This window comes from Modestobacter sp. SYSU DS0657 (assembly GCF_054050925.1).
In genome coordinates, this window is the sequence record NZ_JBJHAG010000032.1 from 1 (window position 1) to 25380 (window position 25380).

Genomic DNA, 25380 nt, shown 5'->3' on the forward strand with positions numbered 1-25380 from the left:
CGGTCTCATTCCGAACCCGGAAGCTAAGCCTTTCAGCGCCGATGGTACTGCCCGGGGGACCGGGTGGGAGAGTAGGACGCCGCCGGACAATCTTTCCCGGAACGGGGTCGCAGCCACAGGCTGCGGCTCCGTTCCGGCGTTTCCGGGGTCGGTCACCGGCCGCACGGACTCCGGGCACGGTCACCGACCGGGCGAGGGCCCGGCGTCCGCGCCAGGAGCGGCAGCGCGGCGGTGGGGCTCACGCGCCTTCCACGCGGCAGCCCGGGCCCCGACATCGACGGTGGAGTCCACGCGGACAGCCCCCGCCCGCGTTCGGCGCCGAGAAGGGGCACGACGGTCCCGGGCCCGCGGGCACCCGCTGATCGGCGTCACGTGACGGAAGAACCCCCGGACACGCGGTGGCGCCGCATCCCATCAACGGCGACGATCCGGTGGCGCCGTCGTCGCGCCGACGTTGTCGTCCAACCACCGGTTCAACGGGGCGAACGCATGCCAGGCGTCGCGCACCCGGTCCAGCGCCGCGGCGGTGTGCAGCCACTCAGCGGGTTCCCACTGCCGGGACCCGTGCAGCGCCTTGTGCCGGAGCAGCTCGATGCGTGGGTGGTCGGCCGGCCACCCACGGGGAGACCGCACCAGCCGGTCGCCATCGATGTCGAACCCTGCCGCACGCAGCCGCTCCACCTCGGCGACCAGCCGTGGGCCCTGCAGGTCGTCGGCCACGGCCCGCCGGAAGCGCTCCAGCTGATCGGGCTGCAGCCGCCAGCAGCCCCCGGCCACCCGCAGCCCGTCCGCGGACACCTGCACGTACACCGAGCCCAGGCCCGCTCCGTGCGGGTGCAGCACCGCGCCCTGGTGCGTCTTGTACGGCGTCTTGTCGTGGCTGAAGCGCACGTCGCGGTAGGGGCGGAACAGCTTCGGGGTGCCGAACTCACCGGTGAGCTCGTCGACCAGCGCCTGCATGGGGCCGCGGATGTGGGCCTCCCAGTCGGCGCGGTGCGCCGTCCAGTACGCCCGGCTGTTGTCCGCCTCCAGGCCCTCGTAGAAGACGAGGCCCTCGTCGGGGAAGCCGCTGAAGCCCACCCTGCTCCTCACGGTCGCGTGTCGTCGTCGAACCAGCTGTGCCACCGCTCCTGGGGCACCGTCGCGCTGCCCGCGTCCAGGATGCGGGTCCACCCGTCGGGTGCCCACCCGGCGCCGGCCAGGAAGCGGGCGGTGACGGTGTCTGCCGCCGGCAGCCACATCACCAGTCCGGGCGCGCCCAGCGATCGGGCCGCGTCGGCGACCGCGGCCAGCAGGCGGCTGCCGTGCCCCCGCCGTCCCCAGCGGGGCTCCACGGCCAGCGCCACGATCTCGAGCAGACCGGAGCCGGGATCGTCGTCCGCGGGGGCGCAGGCGGCCAGCCCGACGACGGACTCCCGTTCCTGGGCCACGAACACCCGGTGGGCCGGCGACGGCGGGGTGTCCACGGCCCGGCGCCAGGTGCTCGCCGCCGCGTCGTCGTCCCACCCGTCGAGCACCTCGTCGGGCAGCACCTCGCGGTAGGCGGTGCGCCAGGTGACGACCTGCACCCGGGCGATCGCCGCTGCGTCGTCCGCCACGGCCGGGCGCACCGACACCTCTGCGCGACCGCGCGGGCCGGGGAGCGGGGGCAGGTGCACTCCGGCAGCCTAGGTCGTCGGCGGCTCCGGCCCGACCCGCGCTCGTCGTACCCCCAGGGCAGGATCGAGCGCGTGACCACGGCTGTCGAGCGGCTCCCCGCCGCCCTCGCCCGGCGGATGGCGTTGGCCGCCCAGGGGTTCGCCGACCCACGTCCCAGCGGCGCGGTCGGCACCCGTCAGCTCCGGCGTACCGCAGAGCGGCTGGCCGTGGTGCAGATCGACTCGGTCAACGTGCTGTCCCGGTCGCACTACCTGCCCTACTTCAGCCGGCTGGGTCCCTACGACCGGGCGGCCCTCGACGCCTTCTCCAACCGCCGGCACGACCTGTTCGAGTACTGGGCGCACGAGGCGTCGTTCCTGCCGGCCCGCCTGCAGCCCTGCCTGAGGTGGCGCATGGGCGCCGCCGACCGTGAGGCCTGGGGCTCGATGACCCGGGTGCAGCGCGAACGGCCGGAGTACGTGGCAGCCCTGCTGGACCGGGTGCGCGAGGAGGGGCCGCTGCGGGCGAGCCAGCTGCAGGAGGCGCGCCCGAACCGCCCCGGGAGCATGTGGAACTGGCACGCCGGCAAAGCCGCCCTGGAGTACCTGTTCTTCACCGGCGCGCTCACCGCCCGCGCCCGCACCGCCTCCTTCGAGCGGGTCTACGACCTGACCGAGCGGGTCCTGCCCGCCGCAGTCGTCGACACACCCACCCCCGACCGGGCCGACGCCATCCGCGAGCTGGTGCGCACCGCCGCCCGCGCGCTCGGTGTCGCCACCGAGACCGACCTGCGCGACTACTTCCGGCTGGCCCCGGTCGACGCCCGGACGGCGATCGCCGAGCTCGCCGACGCCGGGGAGCTGCAGCCGGTGGAGGTGGCCGGCTGGGGGCGGCCGGCGTGGGTCGACCCGCTGGCCCGCAGGCCGCGATGGACCCGGGCGCGGGCGCTGCTCAGCCCGTTCGACTCGCTGGTGTGGGAACGCCCCCGGGTCGAGCGGGTCTTCGGCTTCCGCTACCGGCTGGAGATCTACACCCCCGCGCACAAGCGGGTGCACGGCTACTACGTGCTGCCGTTCCTCCTCGGCGACCGGCTCGTCGCCCGGGTCGACCTCAAGGCCGACCGCCAGGCCGAGGTGCTCCGGGTGCAGGCCGCCCACGCCGAGCCGGGCGTCGACCACGGTGCCGTGGCGGCCGAGCTCGCCGCCGAGCTGCGGCTGATGGCCGGCTGGCTCGCGCTGGCCGACGTCACGGTGGCCGGTGCCGGGGACCTCTCGCCGGGGCTGACGGCCGCGCTCGCCGTCCGGGCATCGGCAGGTTGAGCGGTGCCGCCCCCGTACCCTCGACAGGTGCCCGCGATCGCTCCGCTCCAGGTGCAGGTCATCGCCCAGACCCGGTTCACCCCGCCGGACGACGTCCCCTGGGAGACCGACGCCGACGGCGGTCAGGCCCTCGCCGAGTTCGCCGGCCGCGCCTGCTACCAGTCCTGGGACAAGCCGAACCCCGCGACGGCGACCAACGCCGGGTTCCTGCGCCACGTCCTCGAGGTCGGTCACCTGTCGGTGCTCGAGCACGCCAGCGTGACGATGTACCTGACCGGGCTGTCGCGGTCGCTCACCCACGAGCTCGTCCGGCACCGGCACTTCTCCTACAGCCAGCTCTCCCAGCGTCACGTGCCCGACCGGGGCGCTGCCGTCGTCGAGCCGGCCGTGATCGCCGAGGACCCGGAGCTGCACGCGCGGTTCCTGGCCGCGACCGACGCCGCGCTGGCCGCCTACGCCGAACTGCTGGACGGGCTGGAGCAGCGGTTCGCCGACGTCCCCAACGCCACCCTGCGCCGCAAGCAGGCCCGCCAGGCGGCCCGTTCGGTCCTCCCGAACGCCACCGAGACGCGCATCGTCGTCACCGGCAACTACCGTGCCTGGCGGCACTTCGTCGCCATGCGCGCCAGCGAGCACGCCGACGTGGCGATCCGCGAGCTCGCCGTCGCCTGCCTGCGCGAGCTGCAGCGGGTCGCCCCCTCCGTGTTCGGTGACTTCCGGGTCAGCGCGCTGGCCGACGGCACCGAGGTGGCGGCCAGCCCCTACGTCACCGAGGGCTGAGTGCGCACCGACGATCGAGAGAAGGAAGAGACCATGGCCGAGGCCGCCCAGCTCGACACCTCCCGCTCCGACGCCCCCGGCTCCGGCCCTGCCGTCGACACCCAGTACGAGGACCTGCTGCGCCGGGTGCTGGAGACCGGCACGCCGAAGTCCGACCGCACCGGCACCGGCACGCTGAGCCTGTTCGGCGAGCGGCTGCGCTACGACCTCTCCGCCGGCTTCCCCCTGGTCACCACGAAGAAGGTGCACTTCCGGTCGGTCGCCTACGAGCTGCTGTGGTTCCTGCGCGGGGAGGGCAACGTCCGCTGGCTGCAGGAGCACGGCGTCTCCATCTGGGACGAGTGGGCCGCCGAGGACGGCAGCCTGGGGCCGGTCTACGGCGTCCAGTGGCGCTCCTGGCCCACCCCCGACGGCGGCACGGTCGACCAGCTCGCCGCGGTGCTGGACACCCTGCGCACCGATCCGGACTCGCGACGGATGGTGGTCTCGGCGTGGAACGTCGCCGCCCTGCCGGAGATGGCCCTGGCGCCGTGCCACACGCTGTTCCAGTTCGCCGTCGCCGACGGACGGCTGTCCTGCCAGGTCTACCAGCGCAGCGCCGACATGTTCCTCGGGGTGCCGTTCAACATCGCCAGCTACGCCCTGCTCACCCAGCTGGTCGCCCAGCAGGTCGGCCTGGAGCCCGGCGACCTCATCTGGGTCGGCGGCGACTGCCACGTCTACACCAACCACGTCGACCAGGTGCGCGAGCAGCTCTCCCGCGAGGTGCTGCCCTTCCCGCGGCTGACCACCGACCCGGCCCCGTCGCTGTTCGACCACACCTACGAGGACCTGCACCTGTTGGACTACCGGCACCACCCGGCGATCCGCGGCGCGGTGGCCGTCTGACCGTGGCGTCGTCGAGCGCGGGCCGCACCATCCGGATGGTGTGGGCGCAGACCACCGACGGGGTCATCGGTACCGACGGCGACCTGCCCTGGCGCCTGCCGGAGGACCTCCGGCTGTTCAAGGCGCTGACCCTGGGCGGCACCGTGGTGATGGGGCGGCGGACGTGGGAGTCGCTGCCCCCGCGCGCCCGGCCGCTGCCCGGGCGCACCAACCTGCTGCTGAGCAGCACGCTCGACCCGGCCGACGCCGGGGTCCCGGTGGCCCGGTCGGTCGAGGAGGTCCTCGCCCGCGACGACGACCTGTGGGTGATCGGCGGCGGCACGGTCTACGCGGCGTTCCTGCCGCACGCCGCGGAGGTGGTCGTCACCGAGGTGGACGTGCAGCTGCCCGGTGACACCTGGGCCCCGCCGCTGGGGCCCGCCTGGGTGCAGGGCCCGCGGGTGCCGGCGAGCGGGTGGGTGACCTCGGCCGGCGGCCTCCGGTTCCGCGTCTCGTCGTGGCGGCGCGGCACCCCGCCGACCGGGCCGGTGCCGGCCGTGCTGGCCGAGCACCGGCAGCAGTGGGCGGTGGCCGGACGGTCCGACGGCGGCGTCGGCGCGGGCCGGTAGATTCGCGGGCATGACCACCGACCCCGCCCGGCCCTTCGGGCGCGTGATCACGGCGATGGTCACCCCGCTCGCCGAGGACGGCACGATCGACCTCGCCGGCGCCCAGGAGCTCGCCGCCCACCTCGTCGACCGCGAGTCCAACGACGGCCTGGTCGTCTTCGGGACGACGGGGGAGTCGCCCACCGTCAGCGACAGCGAGCAGCACGCGGTTCTCGAGGCGGTGCTCGACGCCGTGGGCGACCGGGCCACCGTGATCGCCGGCGTCGGCACCAACGACACCGCGCACTCCATCGAGAAGGCGCAGTCCGCTGCCCGGCTCGGCGTCGACGGGCTGCTCGTCGTCACCCCGTACTACAACAAGCCACCGCAGACCGGGCTGCTCCGGCACTTCACCGCGGTCGCCGACGCCACCGACCTGCCGGTGATGCTCTACGACATCCCGCACCGCTCGGGGATCCCGATCGCCGTGGACACCCTGGTGCGGGCCGCCGAGCACCCGAACATCGTCGCGGTCAAGGACGCCAAGGGCGACCTCGGCGCGGTGCAGTGGACCCTCGCCCGCACCGACCTCGTCTACTACTCCGGTGACGACATGCTCAACCTGCCGCTGCTGGCCGTCGGGGCCGTCGGGGTGGTCAGCGTGGTCAGCCACCTGGTCGGCTCGCGCCTCGCCGAGCTGGTCGCCGCGGTGGAGTCCGGCGACCTCGCCACGGCCCGCGCCGTCAACCAGAGCCTGCTGCCGGTCTACACCGGTGTGTTCCGCACCCAGGGCGTGATCACCGTGAAGGCGGCGCTGCGTGAGCTCGGCCTGCCGGCCGGCCCGGTGCGCCCCCCGTTGGTCGACGCGACACCCGAGGAGCTCGCGCAGCTGCGCGAGGACCTCGCCCACGGAGGAGTTCAGCTGTGACCTCGATGCCCCCGCCCGGCCAGCAGGCGCTGCAGCCGCACCTGGACCTCAAGGCCCCGCCGCCGCTGGCGTCCGGCGGGTTGCGGGTGATGGCCCTGGGCGGGCTGGGCGAGATCGGCCGGAACATGGCGGTCCTGGAATTCGACGGGCAGTTGCTCGTGATCGACTGCGGCGTCCTCTTCCCGGAGGCCGAGCAGCCCGGGGTCGACCTGATCCTCCCCGACTTCGGCGTCATCGAGCACCGGCTGGCCGACGTCGCCGGCGTCGTGCTGACCCACGGGCACGAGGACCACATCGGCGCCATCCCCTACCTGCTGCGGCTGCGCGCCGACATCCCGCTCATCGGCTCCCGGTTCACCCTCGCCCTGGTCAAGGCCAAGCTGCGCGAGCACCGCATCGACCCGGTGCTGGTCGAGGTCGCCGCCGGTGACGACCACGTGGCCGGCCCGTTCCACACCGAGTACATCAGCGTCAACCACTCGATCCCCGATGCGCTGGCGGTCGCGGTGCACACGCCCGCGGGCACGCTGGTGCACACCGGTGACTTCAAGATGGACCAGCTGCCGCTGGACGGCCGGCTCACCGACCTGGGCGCCTTCGCCCGGCTCGGCGTCGAGGGCATCGACCTGCTGCTGAGCGACTCCACCAACGCCGAGGTGCCCGGGTTCGTCACCTCGGAGCGGGAGATCGGCCCGGTGCTGGACTCGGTGTTCGAGCGCGCCACCCAGCGGCTGATCGTCTCCAGCTTCGCCAGCCACGTGCACCGCATCCAGCAGGTGCTCGACTCCGCCGTCAAGCACGGCCGCAAGGTCGCCCTCGTGGGCCGGTCGATGGTGCGGAACATGGGCGTCGCCCAGGACCTCGGCCTGCTCCGCGTCGCTCCCGGGCTGATGGTGAAGCTCGACGAGGCCGCCGCCATGCCGCCGGAGCAGGTGGTGCTGGTCAGCACCGGTTCGCAGGGCGAGCCGCTGTCGGCGCTGGGGCGGATGGCCCGCGGGGAGCACCACCAGATCACCATCGAGGCCGGCGACACGATCATCCTGGCCTCCTCGCTGGTGCCGGGGAACGAGACCGCCGTCTACAAGGTGATCAACCAGCTGGCCCGCCTGGGCGCCACCGTGGTGCACAAGGAGACGGCGCGGGTGCACGTCTCCGGGCACGCCCCGGCCGGTGAGCTGCGCACCCTGCTCAACGTGGCCAAGCCCCGCTACCTGATGCCGGTGCACGGTGAGTGGCGGCACCTGCGGGCGCACGCCGCGCTGGCCGAGCAGACCGGCATGGCCCGAGACCGGATCCTGCTCGCCGAGGACGGTGTGGTCGTCGACCTGGTCGACGGCAAGGCCGCGATCGTCGGCAGCGTGCCGATCGGCAACGTCTACGTCGACGGGGTCAACGTCGGGGACGTCGGGGAGGAGTCGCTGCAGGCCCGGCGGATCCTCGGCGACGAGGGCTTCGTGGCGCTCACCGTGGTGATCGAGCCCTCGACCCGCACGATCGTCCGGCCGGTGCACCTGTCGACCCGGGGCTTCTCCGACGACCCGTCGGCCTTCGACGAGGTGCTCGCCCTGGTCGAGGACAACCTGCGCCGCACCCTGGCCGACGGCGAGGTCGATCCGCACCGCCTCTCGCAGGTCATCCGCCGCACGGTCGGCAAGTGGGTGAGTGACCGGCACCGCCGTCGCCCGATGATCATCCCCACCGTCCTCGAGGTCTGACCCGGGCGGTGTCCCCGGGGCCACGGGGGCCCGGCCTCCGTCGTGGTCCGGGGAGCCCGCCGGTGTCCCGGGGACGGCGGACGGATCGGGGCGTGCGGCACCGTCCCGCGCCGCGACCGGAGCGGTGCGGTCGCCGTCTGGCAGGCGGCCCTCGACCTGCCGGACGACGCCCTGGAGGCCGCGTCGGCGCTGCTCTCGCCTCCCGAGCGGGCCCGGGCGGACCGGGGGACCGAACCGGTCCGTCGGCGGCGGATCGCGCTGCGCGCTGCCCTGCGCACGGCGGCCGCCCGCGAGCTCGGCTGTTCGCCGGCGGAGGTGCCGCTCACCACCGGACCGTCCGGGCGGCCCGAGGTGCCCGGACCGGCGGCGGGGCTCGACGTCACCTGCACCGCCTCGGGCACGACGGGGTTGGTCGCGGTGGGCCGCGGTGTCCGGGTCGGGATCGACCTGGAGCGCGTGACCCCCTGGGCTCCGGAGCTCCTCGGGGACGGCTGGCTGTCCGAGCGCGAGGCCGTCGCGCTGCTCGCCCTGCCCGCCGGCGAGCGGGCGACCGCGGCCGCCCGTGCCTGGGCCGGCAAGGAGGCCGTCCTCAAGGCGGGCGGGTGGGGCCTGACGGTCGCCCCCGCGCTGGTCGAGCCCGGTTTCGCCGGCACACCCGTGCGGGTGGGCGGGTGGGCGGTGACGGGTCTGGTCACGCCGCCGGGGACGGTCGGCCGGCTCGCCTGCTCGCGCCGCCGACCGCTGCACCGCGGTCCGCTGGTGCCCCGGCCGCTCGAACTCGTCCCCGCAGGAGGGAGCACCCCATGACGTCCATCGCCGACGAGCGGTCCACCGCCACCCAGCTGGCCGCCTTCCGGGTGGCCTGCGAGCAGCTGGCCGGGCAACCCCTGGACAGCTCGACGGACCTGCACGCCTTCTCGGTGGCGCGGCCCGAGGCGTTCTGGCGTCTCCTGCTGGAGTGGTCGGGCCTGCCCTGGTCGGGGTCGGCCGACCCCGCGCTGACGGGGGACGACGTCGAGACCGCCCGGTTCTTCCCCGCGGTCACGCTCAACTACGCCGATGCGCTCCTGGCGCCGCTGCCCTGGGTCGACGACGACGCCCCCGCGCTCACCTCGCTGCACGCCGCGGCCCCGGCCCAGCGCTGGTCCCGGCGGGAGCTCCGCGAGGCGGTCGCCGGCGCGGCCGATGCCCTGGCCGCCCTGCGCATCGGCCCCGGTGACCGCGTCGCGGTGATCGGGCCGAACGACGGTGCGGTCACCGTCGCGGTGCTGGCCCTGGCCGCCGTGGGTGCCACGGTGTCGACGTCCACCCCGGACATGGGCACCGCCACCCTGCTGGGACGATTCGGGCAGGTCGAGCCGTCCACCCTGCTGCTGGACCGGTCCGCGGGGCCGGAGACCGGAACGGCAGCCCTCGCGGAGCTGCTGGGCGGGCTGCCGACGGTGCGCCGGGTGCTGGTCCTCGACGACGGTCCGCTGCCCGAGCACCCGGTCGTCCCGGTCGACCGCCTCGCCGACCTGGTCGCGCGGGCCGCCGGCGGGCGGCACCACGACTGGCCGAGGCTGCCCTTCGACCACCCGCTGTTCGTCATGTTCTCCTCGGGCACCACCGGGCCCCCGAAGGCGATCGTGCACGGCGCCGGCGGCACGCTCCTGGAACACGTCAAGGAGCACCGGCTGCACGGTGACCTGCGTCCGGCGGACCGGATGTACTTCCACACCACGACCGCCTGGATGATGTGGAACTGGCAGCTGTCCGCGCTCGCCGTCGGTGCGTCCGTGGTGCTGTACGACGGTCCCGTTCGCGGGCCGCAGACCCTCTGGGAGCTGGTGGCCGAGGAGGGCGTGACCGTCTTCGGCACCAGCCCGGCCTACCTGCAGCTGTGCGAGGACGCCGGCTACCGCCCGCGTGACCGGGTCGACCTCACCGCGGTGCGCGCGGTCCTGTCGACCGGGTCGGTGCTGCACGAGTGGCAGTTCGACTGGGTGGCCGAGTCGGTGGGACCCCAGCCCCTCCAGTCGATCTCCGGCGGGACGGACATCATCGGCTGCTTCGTGCTCGGCCACCCCGAGCTCCCCGTGCGGCGGGGGCGGTCCCAGTCGCTGAGCCTGGGGCTGGACGTGGCCGCCGTCGACGAGCGGGGGGAGCCCGTCGTGGGCCGGTCGGCTTCCTCGCCGACCCCGACGGCGCCCGGTTCCACGCCGCCTACTTCGCCGATCACCCGGGCAGCTGGACCCACGGCGACCTGGTGGACGTCGCCGCCGACGGGTCGCCCGCGTGCACGGCCGCTCCGACGGGGTGCTGAACGTCGACGGCGTCCGGATCGGCCCCGCCGAGGTGGTGGCCGCACTGCGTGCCGTGCCCGAGGTGGCCGACGCCATGCCGGTCGAGCAGCGCGACCCCGTTCACCCGGGGCGGACCCGGATGGTGCTGCTCGTCGTCCTCGCCCCCGGCGCCGAGCTGGACGCCGCGCTGGACCGCACGATCCGGCGGACGCTGCGCCGGGAGGCGTCCGCGGCGCACGTGCCGGCGCTCGTGGTCGCCGTTCCGGGCCTGCCGGTGACCCACAACGGCAAGCAGTCGTACCGGGCGGCGCGGGACGCGGTCAACGGCGACCCGGTGCCCAACCTCGACGCGCTGCGGGACCCGGGCTGCGTGGCCGCCATCCGCGCCGCGGTCCCGGTGGCGGGACGGCCGTCCGCCGCACCGGCCGCGCCTCCGGTCGAGCGCTCGGTCAGCGGGGCGACCCCGGGCGACGGGGACGAGGAGCTGCGCCGCGGGGTCGCCCGGGAGTGGTGCGCCGCGCTCGGGCTCCGCGCAGCCGAGCCGGACGACGACTTCACCGACCTGGGCGGCACCTCCCGGCAGGCGGTGGACCTGCTGCGGCGGCTGCGGACCGAGCTGGGCGCCGAGGTGCCGATCGACGAGTTCGCCCGCCACCCCACGCTGGCCGGGCTCACCCGGCTCGCCGCCGCCGCCCGCGCCGCCACCCCCGAGGTGGTCGAGCCGATGCGCCCGGGCACCGGCCGGCCGGTGTTCGTCGTCGCCGACGCCTGGGGGCAGCTGAACTCCTACGCCGGGCTGGTGCGCCGGCTGGACACCGCCCGGCCGGTGCACGGCCTGCGGCTGTCGGTCACCGACGCCCGGGGTGGGCGCCGGCCCCTCGCCGACGTCGTCGACGACGCCCTGGCCGGCATCCACCAGGTCCAGCCGCAGGGCCCGTACAGCATGCTGGGCTACTCGTTCGGCGGGCTGGTCGCCTACGAGGCGGCGGTCCGGTTGCGGGCAGCCGGCGCGGAGGTGCCCTACGTCGGTCTGCTCGACGTCCTGCCCCCGGCGGCGAACCTGACGCCGGCCGAGCGCCGCGCCCACTCCTGGGCGGGCCGGGTGCAGACCGCCCGCTCGGCCACCAAGGCGCGCAAGGCCCTCGCCCGGCACCTGCCGGCCGGCCTCCGGCGGCGGTTCGCCGACCCGGTGCAGGCCATGGTGCGGGGGCTCTTCTCCGCCGTGGAGGACCACGAGCTGTCCCGCTACGACGGGATGGTCACCTACTACCAGGCCCGCGAGCGGCTGCCCGTCGTCGGCAACACGATGGCCGCTTGGCTCCGCGTGGCCCCTCACCTGGTGACCACCGACGTGCCCGGCGACCACTGGGACCTGCTGGCCGCCGAGCACCTGGACGAGCTGGCCGCCCGGGTGTCGGCCACCCTCCGCTGAGCAGGGGCACGGGCCGGGTCAGGGCCGGACGACGGCGATCGGGGTGATGCCCTCCTCGGCGGGCAGCTCGAAGCCGAGCACCTGGGCGTAGAAGGACAGCTCGCCGTCGAGCGCGGCCCGGATGTTGTCGGCCTTGCGGAACCCGTGCTGCTCGCCGGCGAACAGCACGTAGGCGTGCGGCACCCCCTTCTCCCGCAGCGCGGCGACCATCAGCTCCGCCTGCGCCGGTGGCACCACGGCGTCCTCGTCACCCTGGAACACCGCCAGCGGGGTGTCCAGCGCGTCGGTGGCGTGGATCGGCGAGCGGGCGGCGTAGACGTCGGCGCCCGCCGGCCACGGCGCGATCAGGCCGTCGAGGTAGCGGGACTCGAACGAGTGCGTGTCGGCCGCCAGCGCGGCCAGGTCGGCGACGCCGTAGTGGCTGGCACCGGCGGCGAACACGCCGGGGCGGAAGGTCAGCGCCGCCAGGGTCGTGTACCCGCCGGCCGAGCCGCCGCGGATCGCCATCCGGGCGGGGTCGACGCGCCCCTGCCCGGACAGGAAGCGCGCGCAGGCGACGACGTCGTCCAGGTCGGCGACGCCCCAGCGTCCCCGCAGCGCCTCCCGGTAGCGCCGGCCGTAGCCGGTCGAGCCGCGGTAGTCGACGTCGGCGACGGCGAAGCCCCGGGACGTCCAGTACTGCACGGCCAGCGAGAGCACCGGCGACGCCGCGGCGGTCGGTCCGCCGTGCACGAGCACCAGCAACGGCGGGAGCTCCCCGTCCGGGCCGTCGACCTGCGGGTTGGTCGGCGGGTAGACCAGCGCGTGGGCCTCGGCCACCCCGCTGCCGCGGTCCTCGGTGGGGAAGACGACGTGCTCCGGCCGGGAGAACCAGGCCGGGTCCAGCCCGAGGTCGCGGGCCGGACGCAGCACCTCGGCCCGACCGTCCAGGGCGACCCGCAGCACCACCGGTTCCGCCGCCGGGCCGCCGGCCACGCAGACCACGCCGTCGCCGTCGGCGCGCAGCTGACCGAAGGACGCGTACTCCAGCGGCAGCTCGCGCAGTGTCCCGTCCGGCTCGCGCACGGCCAGCCGGTCGGCGCCGTCCCGGCCGTACGCCAGCGCGACCCGCCCGCCGGGCAGCAGGGCGAACCGGCTCTGCCCGAACACCCACTGCGGCCCCGCGATGTCGGTGCCGGCATCCACCACCAGCTCCGGCTCGCCACCGGGGGGCCAGCGGTACAGCGACCAGACGTCGGTGCGGTCGGCGAGGAACCACAGCGAGCCGTCGGCCGCCCACGTCGGCTGCACCACCGACTCGGGCTGCGCACCCGACCGCCCGCCGGCGACCACGGTCTCGCCGCCGTCCGGCCCGCGGACCACCAGCTCGGCGGCGTCCCAGGGCATGTCCGGGTGCTGCCACTGCAACCAGGCCAGCGACCGGCCGTCGGGGGAGAGGCGCGGGTCGGAGACGAAGTCGTTGCCGGACACCAGCACCTCGGTCGCACCGTCGGCGCCGACCCGGACCACGTCGTGGACGACGTCCGCCGCCGTGCCGCCGGGGGAGTGGGTCTCCCGGACGGCGAGGACCGCCGCGCCGCCGTCCACCACAGCCAGGTCGGCGAACCGGACCCCGGCCGGGATCGCCGGCTCGGCGGTGACCGCCACCGGCTCGCCGCCCGGGGGCACCCGGTACAGCCGCTGGTCGGCGAAGGAGGTGAACCACACCGTGCCGTCGGCGACGGTCCACGCCCCACCGCCGTACTCGTGCACCCGGGTGCGCGCGTTCCACGGCGGCGGGAGCAGGTCGGTCGTCGTCCCGTCGGGGGAGCGGCGGACGAGCACCGTCCGGCCACCCTCGCCGGGGCGGCCCTCGGCCCACCAGACGTCGGCTCCGTCGACGGCCACCTCGCCCAGCCGCGCGGAGGTGCGGACCACCAGCTCGGAGGTGATCGGGGTGGGCCAGCTGCCGTACGGGCGGATCTCGGTCACCCTGGGCACGGTAATCAGCGCACCGCCCGCGCTGGGTGCCGGCTAAGCCCGAGGTGGACACGCGGGGCCGGGATCATCCACCACCACCCCGCAGGCCATTACCGTCGACGCATGCCTGCTCGCGCGACGTCGAACCGGGCGCCGGCGCGTGGTGGGGCCTCCTCCCGCCCGCGTTCCGGCGGGTCCACTGCCAAGAAGCGTCCCCCGGCCAAGCGCGGCGGCTCCACCGCCGCCCGCCGGCCGGCGGCCAAGAAGAAGAGCACGCTCAGCGGCTCGCTGATGCGCGGTGCCGTCGGCGCCTGGTCGCTGCTGGCCCGCGGCGCCGGGGGGCTGGCCCGCTCGGTCGCCCGGCCCCCGGAGGCCGAGCCGCTGGCCCCGGAGCACCGCCGGGACGGCGTCGGCCTGTTCGTGCTCGGCCTGGCCATCGTGCTCGGCGCGGCGACCTGGACCGACGGCATCGGCCCGGTGGGCGCCGGGATGGCCGACGGGGTCCGCTGGGCCATCGGGGTGCTCACCGCCGCGCTGCCGGTCGTGCTGCTGCTGGTGGCCCTGCGCCTGCTGCGCCACCCACCGCAGCCGGAGATCCGCGGCCGGTTGACCATCGGGTGGGTCTGCGTCGCCGCCGCCGTGGTCGGCATCACCCACGTGACCGGCCCGGACCTCAACGACGGCGACCGCAGCGGGGCGGGCGGCCTGCTCGGCTGGGCGGTCGGCACCCCGCTGGTGGCCGGGGTCGGCCCGGTGGTCACCGTGCTGCTGCTGGTGCTGCTGGCCTTCTTCGGCCTGCTCGTGGTCACCGCCACGCCGGTGCACCAGGTGCCCGAGCGGCTGCGCGGCTGGCTCGACGAGAAGCTCGGCCGGGACACCGACGAGTACGACGAGGACTACGACGAGCTCTACGACGACGAGCCGGAGGAGGAGCCCGCGCCGCGGAGCCGCCGCGGGCGCAAGACCGCCGCCGCGGCCGTGCAGGACACCCTGGACACCGGGGTCATCGACACCGCTGCCCTGGACGGCGCGCCCGAGGCGGTCGTGCACGAGCCGCCTCCGCCGCCGGAGCCGGTCCGCCGGCCGGCCGTCGTCGACCGCACGGCTCCGGCCGAGGAGCTCCCGCCGATCGAGGAGCCCGAGCAGCTCCGGATCCAGCCCGTCGAGGGCACCTACACCCTCCCGTCGGTCAGCGTGCTGCGCCCGGGCACCCCACCGCGGGCCAAGTCCAAGGCCAACGACGTCGCCATCGAGGCGATCACCGGGGTGCTCGAGCAGTTCAACATCGACGCCGCCGTCACCAGCTTCACCCGCGGCCCGACGGTCACCCGGTACGAGATCGAGCTGGGCAACGCGGTCAAGGTCGAGAAGATCACCGCGCTCACGAAGAACCTCGCCTACGCCGTCGCCAACGACAACATCCGCATCCTGGCGCCGATCCCCGGCAAGTCCATGGTCGGCGTCGAGGTGCCCAACACCGACCGCGAGACGGTCAGCCTCGGCGACGTCATGCGCTCGCAGGTGGCCAAGGCCGACCCGCACCCGATGCTGGTCGGGCTGGGCAAGGACATCGAGGGCGGCTTCGTCTGCGCCAACCTGGCGAAGATGCCGCACCTGCTGGTCGCCGGCGCGACCGGTGCCGGTAAGTCCAGCTGCATCAACTCGCTGCTGACCTCGCTGCTGCTGCGGGCCACCCCGGACCAGCTGCGGATGATCCTGGTCGACCCGAAGATGGTCGAGCTCACGCCCTACGACGGCATCCCGCACCTGATCACGCCGATCATCACCGACCCCAAGAAGGCCGCCACCGCGCTGGCCTGGCTGGTCGAGGAGATGGAGCAGCGGTACCAGGACATGCGGGCCACCGGCGTGCGGCACATCGACGACTTCAACAAGAAGGTCGAGCGCGGCGAGATCACCGCCCCGCCGGGCAGCGAGCGCGTCTACCAGCCCTACCCGTACATCCTCACCATCGTCGACGAGCTCGCCGACCTGATGATGGTCGCCCCGCGGGACGTCGAGGAGTCGATCGTCCGGATCACCCAGAAGGCCCGCGCCGCCGGCATCCACCTGGTGCTCGCGACGCAGCGCCCCTCGGTCGACGTCGTCACCGGCCTGATCAAGGCCAACGTGCCCTCGCGGCTGGCGTTCTCCACCTCCAGCCTCACCGACAGCCGGGTCATCCTCGACCAGCCGGGCGCGGAGAAGCTCATCGGCATGGGTGACGCGCTGTTCCTGCCGATCGGCGCGGGCAAGCCGATGCGCGTGCAGGGCGCCTACGTCTCCGACACCGAGATCGAGGCGGTCGTCGAGTTCACCAAGCGGCAGGCCGAGCCCGAGTACCGGGAAGAGGTCTTCACCGCGGCGGCCGGTGAGAAGAAGGAGATCGACGAGGACATCGGCGGCGACCTCGAGCTGCTGGTGCAGGGCGTGGAGCTCGTGGTCACCAGCCAGTTCGGCTCCACCTCCATGCTCCAGCGCAAGCTGCGGGTCGGGTTCGCCAAGGCGGGCCGGCTGATGGACCTGATGGAGAGCCGCGGCATCGTCGGCCCCTCCGAGGGCTCCAAGGCCCGCGACGTGCTGATCAAGCCCGACGAGCTGGAGAGCGTGCTGTTCACCCTGCGCGGCGGCGAGGGCTGATCGCGCTGGCGGCCGCGGCAGGGGGCGAGGTCGTCGCCGGGCTCACCCTGCGCGGCGGCGACTAGAAGGACCACGCTGCCCCCACGCCTCGCGAGCTCGGCGCGGGACCCTGCAGCGTGGCCGGCGGGCGGGTCTTGCCGGGGTCGGGTGGGCAACCACCCGCCGGCGGGGAGGGGGATCGGCGGAGCGGCGCCTACGATGGTCGGGTGCCAGCTCTGCCCCGCTCCGTTCCCGCCCCTGCCCCGACCGATCGTCGGAGCGGTGGCCAGCCGGGGGAGCCGCCGGCCGACGGCGCCGCGCCGCGCCGGGTGGCGGTGGTCACCCTGGGCTGCGCGCGCAACGAGGTCGACTCGGAGGAGCTCGCCGGGCGGCTGGCCGGTGAGGGCTACCAGCTGGTCGAGGACGCCGACGACGCCGACGCCGTGCTGGTCAACACCTGCGGCTTCATCGAGAGCGCGAAGAAGGACTCCCTCGACGCGATCCTGGAGGCCACCGACTCCGGTGCCGAGGTGATCGCCGTCGGCTGCATGGCCGAGCGGTACGGCAACGAGCTCGCCGGCGCACTGCCCGAGGCGACCGTGCTCGGGTTCGACGACTACGCCGCGATCGGCGACCGGCTCGACGACGTGCTCTCCGGCCGGCCGCTCGTGCCGCACTCGCCGCGCGACCGTCGCACGCTGCTGCCGATCAGCCCCGTCGAGCGGACCGCGGTGGTGGCGTCGGGCCGGTCCGGCGATGGCGCGGTCCCGGCGCTGCCCGGCCACGACTGGCTGCGCCGGCGTCGGCTGGCCAGCGGCCCGACCGCGGCGCTGAAGATCGCCTCCGGCTGCGACCGGCGTTGCGCCTTCTGCGCGATCCCCACCTTCCGCGGCGCGTTCGTCTCCCGCCCGATGGCCGAGGTGCTGGGCGAGGCCCAGTGGCTGGCCTCCGAGGGCGTCACCGAGATCGTCCTGGTCAGCGAGAACTCCACCTCCTACGGCAAGGACACCGGCGACCTGCGCTCGCTGGAGAAGCTGCTGCCGCAGCTGGCGGCGGTGCCCGGCATCGTCCGGGTGCGGGTCGCCTACCTGCAGCCGGCCGAGCTGCGCCCGGGGCTGCTGGAGGTCATCGCCGGCACGCCCGGGGTCGCGCCCTACTTCGACCTGTCCTTCCAGCACTCCTCGCCGACGCTGCTGCGCCGGATGCGCCGATTCGGCGGCACCGACGACTTCCTCGCGGTGCTGGCACGGGCCCGGTCCCTCGCCCCGGAGGCCGGCTTCCGCACCAACGTCATCCTCGGCTTCCCCGGGGAGACCGAGGCCGACGTCGCCGAGCTGGAGCGCTTCCTCGTCGAGGGCCGGCTGGACGCCGTCGGCGTCTTCGGCTACTCCGACGAGGAGGGCACCGAGGGCGAGCGGCTGGACGGGAAGCTGGACCAGGCCGAGATCGACGCCCGCGTCCGGCGCATCACCGACCTGGTCGAGGAGCTCACCGCCCAGCGGGCGGAGGCCCGGATCGGGTCGACCGTCGAGGTGCTGCTCACCGAGGACCTCTCCGCCACCGACGGCGCCGGGGTCTGGTCCGGCCACGCCGCCCACCAGGACCCGGACGCCGACGGCACGACGACCCTCTCCGGGGTGCCGGCCGGCGCCGTCGCCGGGCAGCTGGTGCGGGCCGAGGTGGTCGACACCGAGGGCATCGACCTGATCGCCGTCGCGGTGGCGCCGGTGCTCGCCGCGGCCACCTCGACGCTCGCCGCGGCCGGAGCCTGAGCTCGTGAGCGCGGCGGTGCCCGAGGGCGGGGCCGACCCGGCCGCCACACCCCCGCAGTCCACGCGGCTGGTGAACCTGCCCAACGCGCTGACCGTGCTGCGGCTGCTCATGGTGCCGCTGCTGGCCCTGCTGCTGCTCACCGACGGCGGCATGGACGACGACCGCCGGATCTGGGCCACGGTCTTCTTCGTGCTGGCGATCATCACCGACTGGTACGACGGGATGATCGCCCGCCGCACCAACCAGGTCACCGAGTTCGGCAAGCTCGCCGACCCGATCGCGGACAAGGCGCTGACCGGCACGGCCCTGGTGGGGCTGTCCATCCTGGGGCTGCTGCCCTGGTGGGTGACGGTGGTGATCCTGTTCCGCGAGCTCGGGGTCACCGTGCTGCGCTTCTGGGTCATCCGGCACGGGGTCATCGCGGCCAGCCGCGGCGGCAAGGCCAAGACGGTGCTGCAGTCGCTGGCGATCGGGCTGTACATGCTGCCGCTGACCGGGGTGCTGGCGTCGGCCCGCTGGTGGGTGATGGCGGCCGCGCTGGTGCTCACGGTGATCACCGGGATCGACTACGTCTACCGGGCGCTGACCCTGCGCCGTACCAGCGCCCGGGCGATGCGCGAGGCGGCCGATCGGCGCAGCGGCGGCACCACCCCCGGCGACCCCGGTCGCCGGGACAACGCGGCGTGAGCGGCCCGCCCGCCGAGGGCGCCGTGGCCCGATTGCACGCCGCCCTGCTGGCCCGCGGGGAGAGCGTGGCGGCCGCCGAGTCGCTGACCGCCGGGCTGTTCTGCGCCACGCTGGCGGCCGTTCCGGGGGCCAGCGGCACGCTGCGCGGCGGCGCCGTCGTCTACGCCACCGACCTGAAGACGACGCTGGCCGGGGTGCCCGCGGACCTGCTGGCCGCCGCCGGCCCGGTCAGCGAGCCCACCGCCGCCGCGCTCGCCGAGGGCATCCGGGAACGCTGCGCGGCCACCTGGGGCGTGGGGCTCACCGGCGTGGCCGGCCCCGACCCGGTCGACGGCCACGGCCCCGGCCGGGTCTACGTCGGCATCAGCGACGGCGCGCGGACCGAGGTGCACCAGCTCGACCTGCCCGGCGACCGGGCGGCGGTGCGGGCGGGTGCGGTCGCGGCAGCGGCGCAGCGGCTGCTGGCGCGCCTGGACCCCGGGAAGCCGGACGGTGGCCGGGGCGTTACGCCAGGAGCGGACGGAGCCCGACCCGGCGCGTGAGGGTGGGCCGGTCCGCGTACCGTGGGCGCACGGCGTCCTCCCGGCCCGGCCGGTCGACGCCGCAGCTGCTCGTTGCGACTGCTCGAGATGAGTGGACAGGAGACGGCCATGACGCTGCTGCGCACCCAGCTCGGCACCACCCTGCGGGGACACCGGCTGCGGCAGCGGCGCACGCTGCGAGACGTGTCCGGCGCTGCCCGGGTGAGCCTGGGGTACCTCTCGGAGGTCGAGCGCGGGCAGAAGGAGGCGTCCTCGGAGCTGCTGGCCTCCATCTGCGACGCCCTGGACGTCGAGCTGGCCGACCTCCTCGCCGAGGTGAGCCTGGAGATGCGGCTGGCCGAGCCCGCGCGGCGCACGGTCCGTCCGGTGGCCCTCCCGGTCCCCGGCGCCGGAGCCGAGGAGACCGCCGGCGACGAGGCGGCGCAGCCGACCGAGCAGGCGGGAGCCGCTGGCGACGCCCCGGTCGCCGAGCCGGCCCTGGCCCTGGTCGGCGGCGGGCAGCCGGCCCGCGCCGCCCGCGCCTCGGGCGCGGTCTCCCTCGCCGCCTGAGGGAAGGCCTCGCTGCCCCCACGCTTCGCGGGCCCCTGCAGTGGAGCCGTCGCGCCCTGGACGTGTGCGCCCCCGACCGTCCAGGAGGCAGGACCGGTCACCGCGGCGGTGCGACACGAACTGCGCTCGACGTCCACATCCTTGACCCAGTGCGACCGGGAGGGCACAAAGTGTCCATGTCTTCCCCGGGATCTCGTTCTCCGCAGTCGTCGTCCGCCGCGTCGCCGGCGCCCCATGCGGGTCGCGGTGCGGCCACCGTGCTGGAGGCCGACGCTGCCGAGGCCGCTGCCGCCGAGGCGGCCGTCTCCGGCGGGCAGCACCTGACCACCCCGGTGCCGGTGGGCGCTGGCCGGATCCAGCCACCGGTCCCCGGCCACCACCTGACCGCGCCGGTGCCCGCGCTCGCCGTCGCCGTCCCGGCTCCCCGCCCGACGGCGCCCGCCGCCGCCCATGACCCCCGCCGGGCGCCGATCCGCACCGGGTCCGCGATGAGCCGCACCCGGCGTGGCCTGCTCAACGGCGCCCGGATCGCGTTCGCCGAGCGGGGGGTCCGCAAGGCCACCATGCAGCACGTCGCGGCGGCGGCGGGCGTGGCCAAGGCGACGCTCTACAACCACTTCCGCACCAAGGACGACGTCGCCCAGGCGCTGATCGCCTTCGAGCTGGACCGGCTGGCCGCGCTGGCCGCGGAGCTGCCCCTCACCGTCGCCGTCCCGGCCCTGGCCGAGGAGGTCGGTGCGCACCCGGTGCTGCGCCGGCTGGCGGAGGCCGAGCCCGAGACGCTGGTGCAGATGATGGCGCTGGACGCCGGGCGCTGGACCGACGTGGTGCTCACCCTGGCCTCGGCGCTGCGGATCTCCCGGCCGGAGGCCGAGCTGGTCTGCCGGTGGCTGCTCGGCCTGGTGCTGCAGCCCGGTACGCCGGCGGAGCGGGCCGCGCAGGCAGCGGTCATCACCGGCCAGATCCTGGGCTGACGGCCCGGGATCAGGTCAGCTGATCGTGCGTGCTCCTGGCTCACGGTGCGAGGTGAGCCAGGAGCACGTGGCGTGAGCCAGGACGGCGCCCGCGCCCGCTCGCCGCACCATCGGCGTGGCATCGTGACGCCAGGACGACGGCGTCCCGCCCGGACCCGGCCGATCCGCCGTCCGCACACCCTCTGGAGGACCTGATGCGGTACCTCTTCCGCCCACCCGCCACCGAGGCCGCCGGGCTGCTCTCCCTGCCCTGGGACCAGCCGCTGGAGGAGTGGAACGAGAGCCTGCTGCTCGACGTCCCGCAGCGCGGCATCTCCCGGCACGTCGTCCGGTTCACCGTGGCCGAGGGGCGGGTCTACGCGCTCAAGGAGATCGCCGAGCCGCTGGCCCGCCACGAGTACGCGCTGCTCACCGAGTTCGAGGAGGAAGGGCTCCCGTCGGTGTCGGTGCTGGGCATCTGCGTCGACCGGCCCGGTGACCAGGAGGCGATCCTGGTCACCCGGTACCTCGAGTACTCGATGTCCTACCGCTACCTGTTCTCCGGCCCGCGGGCCGCGGACTCGGCCGAGCGGCTGCTGGACACCCTGGTGCAGCTGCTGGTCCGGCTGCACCTGGCCGGCGTCTACTGGGGCGACTGCTCGCTGTCGAACACGCTGTTCCGGCTGGACGCCGGCGCGTACACCGCGTACCTGGTCGACGCCGAGACGGCCGAGCGGCACCCCCGGCTGTCCAACGGCCAGCGCTCCTACGACGTCGAACTGGCCCGCGAGCGGGTGGGCGCCGAGCTGATGGACCTCCAGGCCGGGGAGCTGCTGCCCGAGGAGATCGACCCGCTGGAGGTCGCCAACAGCCTCCCCGACCGGTACGAGGCGCTGTGGGACGAGGTGACCCGGGAGGAGGTCTTCCGGCTCGACGAGTCCGCCATCCGGGTCGCCGAGCGGCTGGCCAGGATCAACGAGCTGGGCTTCGACGTCGGTGAGATCGAGCTGGTCACCTCCGCGGAGGGCGCCCGGCTGCGGGTGGAGACCCGCGTCGCCGAGCCGGGGGAGAACCGCCGCGAGCTGTTCCGGCTCACCGGCCTGGAGGTGCAGGAGAACCAGGCCCGGCGGCTGCTCAACGACGTCCGCTCCTACCGCGCCTACCTCGAGCAGCGGGCCGGGGAGCCGGTGCCGGAGACGGTCGCGGGCCACCGCTGGCTGGCGGAGGTGTACCAGCCCGTCATCAACGCGATCCCCGAGGAGCTGGCCGGCCGGCTGGCGCCGGCGGAGGTCTTCCACGAGGTGCTGGAGCACCGCTGGTTCCTCTCCGAGCGGGCCGGCTTCGACGTCGGCACCTGGACGGCGGCGCGTTCCTACGTCCAGCACGAGCTGCCCCGCACCCCGGCGGCGCTGACCACGCCGTCGGTGATGGCGCACCGTTCGGCGGTCGGGAGCGAGATGGTCACCGAGGGGTCTCCGCCCGTTTGACAGTCTTTGTGGGCTGGGCCACTCTCCGAGATCCACGGCGATCATCGGATCGCCCCGGCGCCAACGGAGGCGGTGGACGGTGGGCGATGTTCACGAAGTCGGTCCCGACGGAGAACGGGCCGGGCCGGCCCGGTCGGCGCCCCGGAGGGCGCTGAGGCGGGGGCTGGGCGGGGCGGCCGCGGCGGTGGTGCTGAGCTCGGCCCTGGCTGCCTGCGGCGGCGACGGGGGCGGCGCCCCCACGCTGACCTGGTACACCAACCCCGACTCGGGAGGGCAGGCGGAGATCGCCGCCCGGTGCACCGAGGCGGCCGGGGGCCGCTACCGGATCGAGACCGCACAGTTGCCGCGCGAGGCATCCCAGCAGCGGGAGCAGCTGATCCGGCGGCTCGCGGCGAACGACTCCTCGATCGACATCATGAGCCTGGACCCGCCGTTCATCCCCGAGTTCGCCGAGGCCGGGTTCCTGGCCGAGGTGCCCGAGGACGTCGCCGAGCGGGTGACCGAGGACGTGGTGGAGAGCGCGATCGAGGGCTCCACCTGGAACGACGAGCTGGTCGCGGTCCCGTTCTGGGCGAACACCCAGATCCTCTGGTACCGCGAGTCGGTCGCCGAGGCCGCCGGGCTGGACATGAGCCAGCCGGTCACCTGGGACCAGATCGTCCAGGCCGCGCAGGAGCAGGGCGTCCAGGTGGGCGTGCAGGGCATCCGGGCCGAGGCGCTGACCGTGTGGTTCAACGCCCTGATCGAGTCCGCGGGTGGCTCGATCATCGCGGAGAACTCGACCGACCCGTCGGAGATCGTGCTGGGCCTGGACTCCGAGGCGGGGGTGCGGGCCACCGAGGTGATGCGGATGATCGCCACCAGCGGGACGGCCGGCCCGGCGCTGTCGACGGCGAACGAGGACTCCACCGCGACCGCCTTCGAGGGCCCCGAGGGCGGGTTCAACGTCAACTACCCGTTCCTGTGGCCGCGTGCGCTGGGCGCCGTGGAGGCCGGGACGATGGATCCCTCGGTGCCCGAGGACTACGGCTGGGCGCTCTACCCGCAGGTCGACGAGGGCACCCCGAGCGCGCCCCCGTACGGCGGGATCAACCTCGGGGTCGGCGCCTTCAGCGAGCACCCCGACCTCGCCTACGAGGCGACCGAGTGCATCACCTCGACGGAGAACCAGTCGTACTACTTCGTCACCAACGGCAACCCGGCTTCGGACACCACGGTCTACGACGACCCGGCGGTGCTGGAGGAGTTCCCGATGGCCCCGGTCATCCGTGACTCGCTGGAGCAGGCGGCGCCGCGGCCGCAGACGCCCTACTACAGCGAGGTGTCCGGCGGCATCCAGCGGTCGTACCACCCGCCGTCGTCGGTCGACCCCCAGCGGACACCTGAGGAAGCGACCGAGCTCATCACCGCCGTGCTGCGGAAGGAGCAACTGCTGTGACCCAGACAACGCTCCCGCCGGTCAAGAAGACCGCGCCGGTCTCCGCGCCGGAGGGCACGACCAGCGACCGCAGTCGCGGTGAACGCCGGCTGGGCTGGCTGCTGGCCGGCCCGGCACTGGTGGTCATGCTGCTGGTGACCGCCTACCCGATCGCGCAGGCGTTCTACGAGTCGCTGTTCGACTACCGGCTCACCGACCCGGACAACCGGTCCTTCACCGGGTTCTCCAACTACGCCGTCATCCTCAGCGACTGGCTGTGGTGGCGGGCCATCCTGGTGACGCTGTTCATCACCGCGGTCACCGTCGCCGTCGAGCTGGTGCTGGGCTTCGCGCTGGCCCTGGTGATGGCGAAGGCGCTCAGCGCCATCCGCCCGGTGCTGCGCGCGGCGATCCTCATCCCGTACGCGGTGATCACCGTCGTGTCCGCGTTCGCGTGGCAGTTCGCCTTCGACATCCAGACGGGCTTCATCAACAGCTGGTTCGGGTGGATCCCGGGGATCGGTGGCGACACGGACTGGTTCGGCGGCACCTGGAGCTCGCTGTTCGTCATCTGCCTGGCTGAGATCTGGAAGACCACGCCGTTCATCTCGTTGCTGCTGCTGGCCGGGCTCGCGCAGGTGCCGGAGGTGCTGCAGGAGGCGGCCAAGGTCGACGGCGCCAGCTGGTGGCAGCGCATGCGCCGGGTCACGCTGCCCAACATGAAGGCCGCGATCATGGTGGCCCTGCTGTTCCGCACCCTGGACGCCTTCCGGGTCTTCGACAGCATCTTCATCATGACCAACGGCGCGAACGCCACCGAATCGGTGTCGTTCCTGGCCTACCGGCAGACCATCTCGCGGCTGGAGATCGGCCTGGGGTCGGCGGTCTCGGTGCTGCTGTTCCTCGCGGTGGTGCTCATCGCGTTCAGCTTCATCAAGGGCTTCAAGGTCGATCTGTCGCAGGCGGGGGGTCGTTGATGTCCACGAAGGAACGCACCTGGTGGATCGTTGCCGGGGTCGGGATCGTCCTCTACTGCCTGGCGCCGATCGCCTGGATCGTCTCGCTGTCGTTCAAGGCGCCCAGCGACCTGGCCAACGAGTCGTTCTTCCCGAGCACCCCGACGACGGAGAACTACTCGCTGATCCTCACCGGCGATGCCAGCGACCTGTTCCTCCCGGCGCTGCGGAACTCGTTCGGGATCTGCCTGATCGCGACGTTCATCTCCTGCATCCTGGCGATGTTCGCCGCCTACGCGATCGCCCGGCTGGACTTTCCGGGCAAGAAATTCATCCTCGGCACCGCCCTGGCGGTGGCGATCTTCCCGGTCATCTCCATCGTCACGCCGCTGTTCAACCTGTGGCGGAACATCGGCCTGTACGACACCTGGCCGGGGCTGATCATCCCGTACCTGTCGCTCACCCTGCCGATCTCCATCTGGACGATGTCGGCGTTCTTCCGGGAGATCCCCTGGGAGATGGAGCAGGCCGCGCAGGTCGACGGCGCGACGAGCTGGCAGGCGTTCCGCAAGGTGATCGTCCCGCTGGCCGCACCCGGTGTCTTCACCACGGCGATCATCGCCTTCTTCATCGCCTGGAACGACTTCGTCTACGGCATCTCGCTGACCTCCACGGAGGCGGCCCGGCCGGTGCCCGCGGCCCTGGGGCTGTTCTCCGGCGCCTCGCAGTTCGAGGACCCGACCGGGGCCATCGCCGCGGCGGCGGTGATCGTCACCATCCCGGTCGTCGTCCTGGTGCTGCTGTTCCAGCGGCGCATCGTCGCCGGCCTCACCAACGGCGCCGTCAAGGGCTGATCCCTCCGCGCA

Annotated in this window: 21 protein-coding genes, 1 rRNA gene and 1 pseudogene; 20 read left to right on the forward strand and 3 right to left on the reverse strand. The window is 74.3% G+C overall.

Annotation, left to right across the window (positions count from 1 at the left end):
* Positions 1–88 (forward strand): 5S ribosomal RNA (gene rrf / locus ACI79A_RS17000); the annotation flags it as partial.
* Positions 89–414: 326 nt separating this feature from the next.
* Here rrf and ACI79A_RS17005 read toward each other — a convergent pair.
* Together ACI79A_RS17005 and ACI79A_RS17010 are read right to left on the reverse strand one after the other, a co-directional pair.
* The gene (locus ACI79A_RS17005) at positions 415–1092 is read right to left on the reverse strand and encodes a DUF2461 domain-containing protein (protein WP_457084939.1); all 678 of its coding nucleotides are present in this window, start codon (positions 1090–1092) and stop codon (positions 415–417) included.
* Positions 1089–1658, reverse strand: coding sequence for an N-acetyltransferase family protein (locus ACI79A_RS17010; RefSeq protein WP_457084940.1), 570 nt, complete (start codon positions 1656–1658; stop codon positions 1089–1091). Before ACI79A_RS17010 ends, ACI79A_RS17005 begins: the two co-directional genes overlap by 4 nt.
* Before the next feature lie 72 nt (positions 1659–1730).
* Here ACI79A_RS17010 and ACI79A_RS17015 point away from each other — a divergent pair, with 72 nt between their 5' ends.
* The 9 genes and pseudogenes from ACI79A_RS17015 to ACI79A_RS17055 all read left to right on the forward strand — a co-directional run bounded on the left by ACI79A_RS17015 (position 1731) and on the right by ACI79A_RS17055 (position 11572).
* The gene (locus ACI79A_RS17015) at positions 1731–2957 is read left to right on the forward strand and encodes a winged helix-turn-helix domain-containing protein (protein ID WP_457084941.1); all 1227 of its coding nucleotides are present in this window, start codon (positions 1731–1733) and stop codon (positions 2955–2957) included.
* 27 nt (positions 2958–2984) lie between these two features.
* Positions 2985–3737, forward strand: a complete 753-nt coding sequence (gene thyX, locus ACI79A_RS17020; protein ID WP_457084942.1) for an FAD-dependent thymidylate synthase — start codon at positions 2985–2987, stop codon at positions 3735–3737.
* Between the two features lie 33 nt (positions 3738–3770).
* On the forward strand, positions 3771–4625 hold the full coding sequence (locus ACI79A_RS17025; protein WP_457084943.1) for a thymidylate synthase: 855 nt from the start codon (positions 3771–3773) through the stop codon (positions 4623–4625).
* Positions 4626–4627: 2 nt separating this feature from the next.
* Complete coding sequence (locus ACI79A_RS17030; protein WP_457084944.1) at positions 4628–5233, forward strand: dihydrofolate reductase; 606 nt, start codon at positions 4628–4630, stop codon at positions 5231–5233.
* A gap of 10 nt (positions 5234–5243) precedes the next feature.
* Positions 5244–6140: a 4-hydroxy-tetrahydrodipicolinate synthase gene (dapA, locus tag ACI79A_RS17035; protein WP_457084945.1), complete on the forward strand. Its 897-nt coding sequence runs from the start codon at positions 5244–5246 to the stop codon at positions 6138–6140.
* Positions 6141–6145: 5 nt separating this feature from the next.
* On the forward strand, positions 6146–7855 hold the full coding sequence (locus ACI79A_RS17040) for a ribonuclease J (RefSeq protein WP_457084976.1): 1710 nt from the start codon (positions 6146–6148) through the stop codon (positions 7853–7855).
* A 42-nt stretch (positions 7856–7897) separates the two neighbouring features.
* Positions 7898–8662 (forward strand): 4'-phosphopantetheinyl transferase family protein, encoded by a 765-nt coding sequence (locus tag ACI79A_RS17045; RefSeq protein ID WP_457084946.1) that lies wholly within the window; start codon positions 7898–7900, stop codon positions 8660–8662.
* A pseudogene (locus ACI79A_RS17050) lies at positions 8659–9948 on the forward strand (AMP-binding protein); the annotation flags it as partial. The gene ACI79A_RS17045 and the pseudogene ACI79A_RS17050, both read left to right, overlap by 4 nt.
* Positions 9949–10132: 184 nt before the next feature.
* Entirely contained in the window at positions 10133–11572 is a 1440-nt protein-coding gene (locus ACI79A_RS17055; RefSeq protein WP_457084947.1) for a thioesterase domain-containing protein, read from the forward strand.
* An 18-nt stretch (positions 11573–11590) separates the two neighbouring features.
* Here ACI79A_RS17055 and ACI79A_RS17060 read toward each other — a convergent pair whose 3' ends face one another.
* Positions 11591–13543 (reverse strand): dipeptidyl-peptidase 5, encoded by a 1953-nt coding sequence (locus ACI79A_RS17060; RefSeq protein ID WP_457084948.1) that lies wholly within the window; start codon positions 13541–13543, stop codon positions 11591–11593.
* Positions 13544–13654: 111 nt separating this feature from the next.
* On the opposite strand from ACI79A_RS17060, the gene ACI79A_RS17065 reads away from it, so the two are divergent.
* The 10 genes from ACI79A_RS17065 (at position 13655) to ACI79A_RS17110 (ending at position 25368) form a co-directional block, all read left to right on the forward strand.
* Positions 13655–16171: a DNA translocase FtsK gene (locus tag ACI79A_RS17065; RefSeq protein ID WP_457084949.1), complete on the forward strand. Its 2517-nt coding sequence runs from the start codon at positions 13655–13657 to the stop codon at positions 16169–16171.
* Positions 16172–16377: 206 nt separating this feature from the next.
* Positions 16378–17922 carry a 30S ribosomal protein S12 methylthiotransferase RimO gene (gene rimO / locus ACI79A_RS17070; protein WP_457084950.1) on the forward strand — a complete coding sequence of 515 codons (1545 nt, stop codon included), beginning with the start codon at positions 16378–16380 and terminating at the stop codon, positions 17920–17922.
* Between the two features lie 4 nt (positions 17923–17926).
* Complete coding sequence (gene pgsA / locus ACI79A_RS17075; protein ID WP_457084951.1) at positions 17927–18610, forward strand: CDP-diacylglycerol--glycerol-3-phosphate 3-phosphatidyltransferase; 684 nt, start codon at positions 17927–17929, stop codon at positions 18608–18610.
* Complete coding sequence (locus ACI79A_RS17080; RefSeq protein WP_457084952.1) at positions 18607–19152, forward strand: CinA family protein; 546 nt, start codon at positions 18607–18609, stop codon at positions 19150–19152. Before pgsA ends, ACI79A_RS17080 begins: the two co-directional genes overlap by 4 nt.
* A gap of 108 nt (positions 19153–19260) precedes the next feature.
* Positions 19261–19701 (forward strand): helix-turn-helix domain-containing protein, encoded by a 441-nt coding sequence (locus ACI79A_RS17085; RefSeq protein WP_457084953.1) that lies wholly within the window; start codon positions 19261–19263, stop codon positions 19699–19701.
* Between the two features lie 257 nt (positions 19702–19958).
* Positions 19959–20675, forward strand: a complete 717-nt coding sequence (locus ACI79A_RS17090) for a TetR/AcrR family transcriptional regulator (protein WP_457084954.1) — start codon at positions 19959–19961, stop codon at positions 20673–20675.
* 194 nt (positions 20676–20869) lie between these two features.
* Positions 20870–22141 carry a DUF4032 domain-containing protein gene (locus ACI79A_RS17095; protein WP_457084955.1) on the forward strand — a complete coding sequence of 424 codons (1272 nt, stop codon included), beginning with the start codon at positions 20870–20872 and terminating at the stop codon, positions 22139–22141.
* Between the two features lie 184 nt (positions 22142–22325).
* The gene (locus ACI79A_RS17100) at positions 22326–23579 is read left to right on the forward strand and encodes an extracellular solute-binding protein (RefSeq protein WP_457084956.1); all 1254 of its coding nucleotides are present in this window, start codon (positions 22326–22328) and stop codon (positions 23577–23579) included.
* Positions 23576–24535: a carbohydrate ABC transporter permease gene (locus tag ACI79A_RS17105; protein WP_457084957.1), complete on the forward strand. Its 960-nt coding sequence runs from the start codon at positions 23576–23578 to the stop codon at positions 24533–24535. Before ACI79A_RS17100 ends, ACI79A_RS17105 begins: the two co-directional genes overlap by 4 nt.
* Entirely contained in the window at positions 24535–25368 is an 834-nt protein-coding gene (locus ACI79A_RS17110) for a carbohydrate ABC transporter permease (protein WP_457084958.1), read from the forward strand. The genes ACI79A_RS17105 and ACI79A_RS17110 overlap by 1 nt, the downstream gene beginning before the upstream one ends.
* Positions 25369–25380 lie beyond the last annotated feature (12 nt).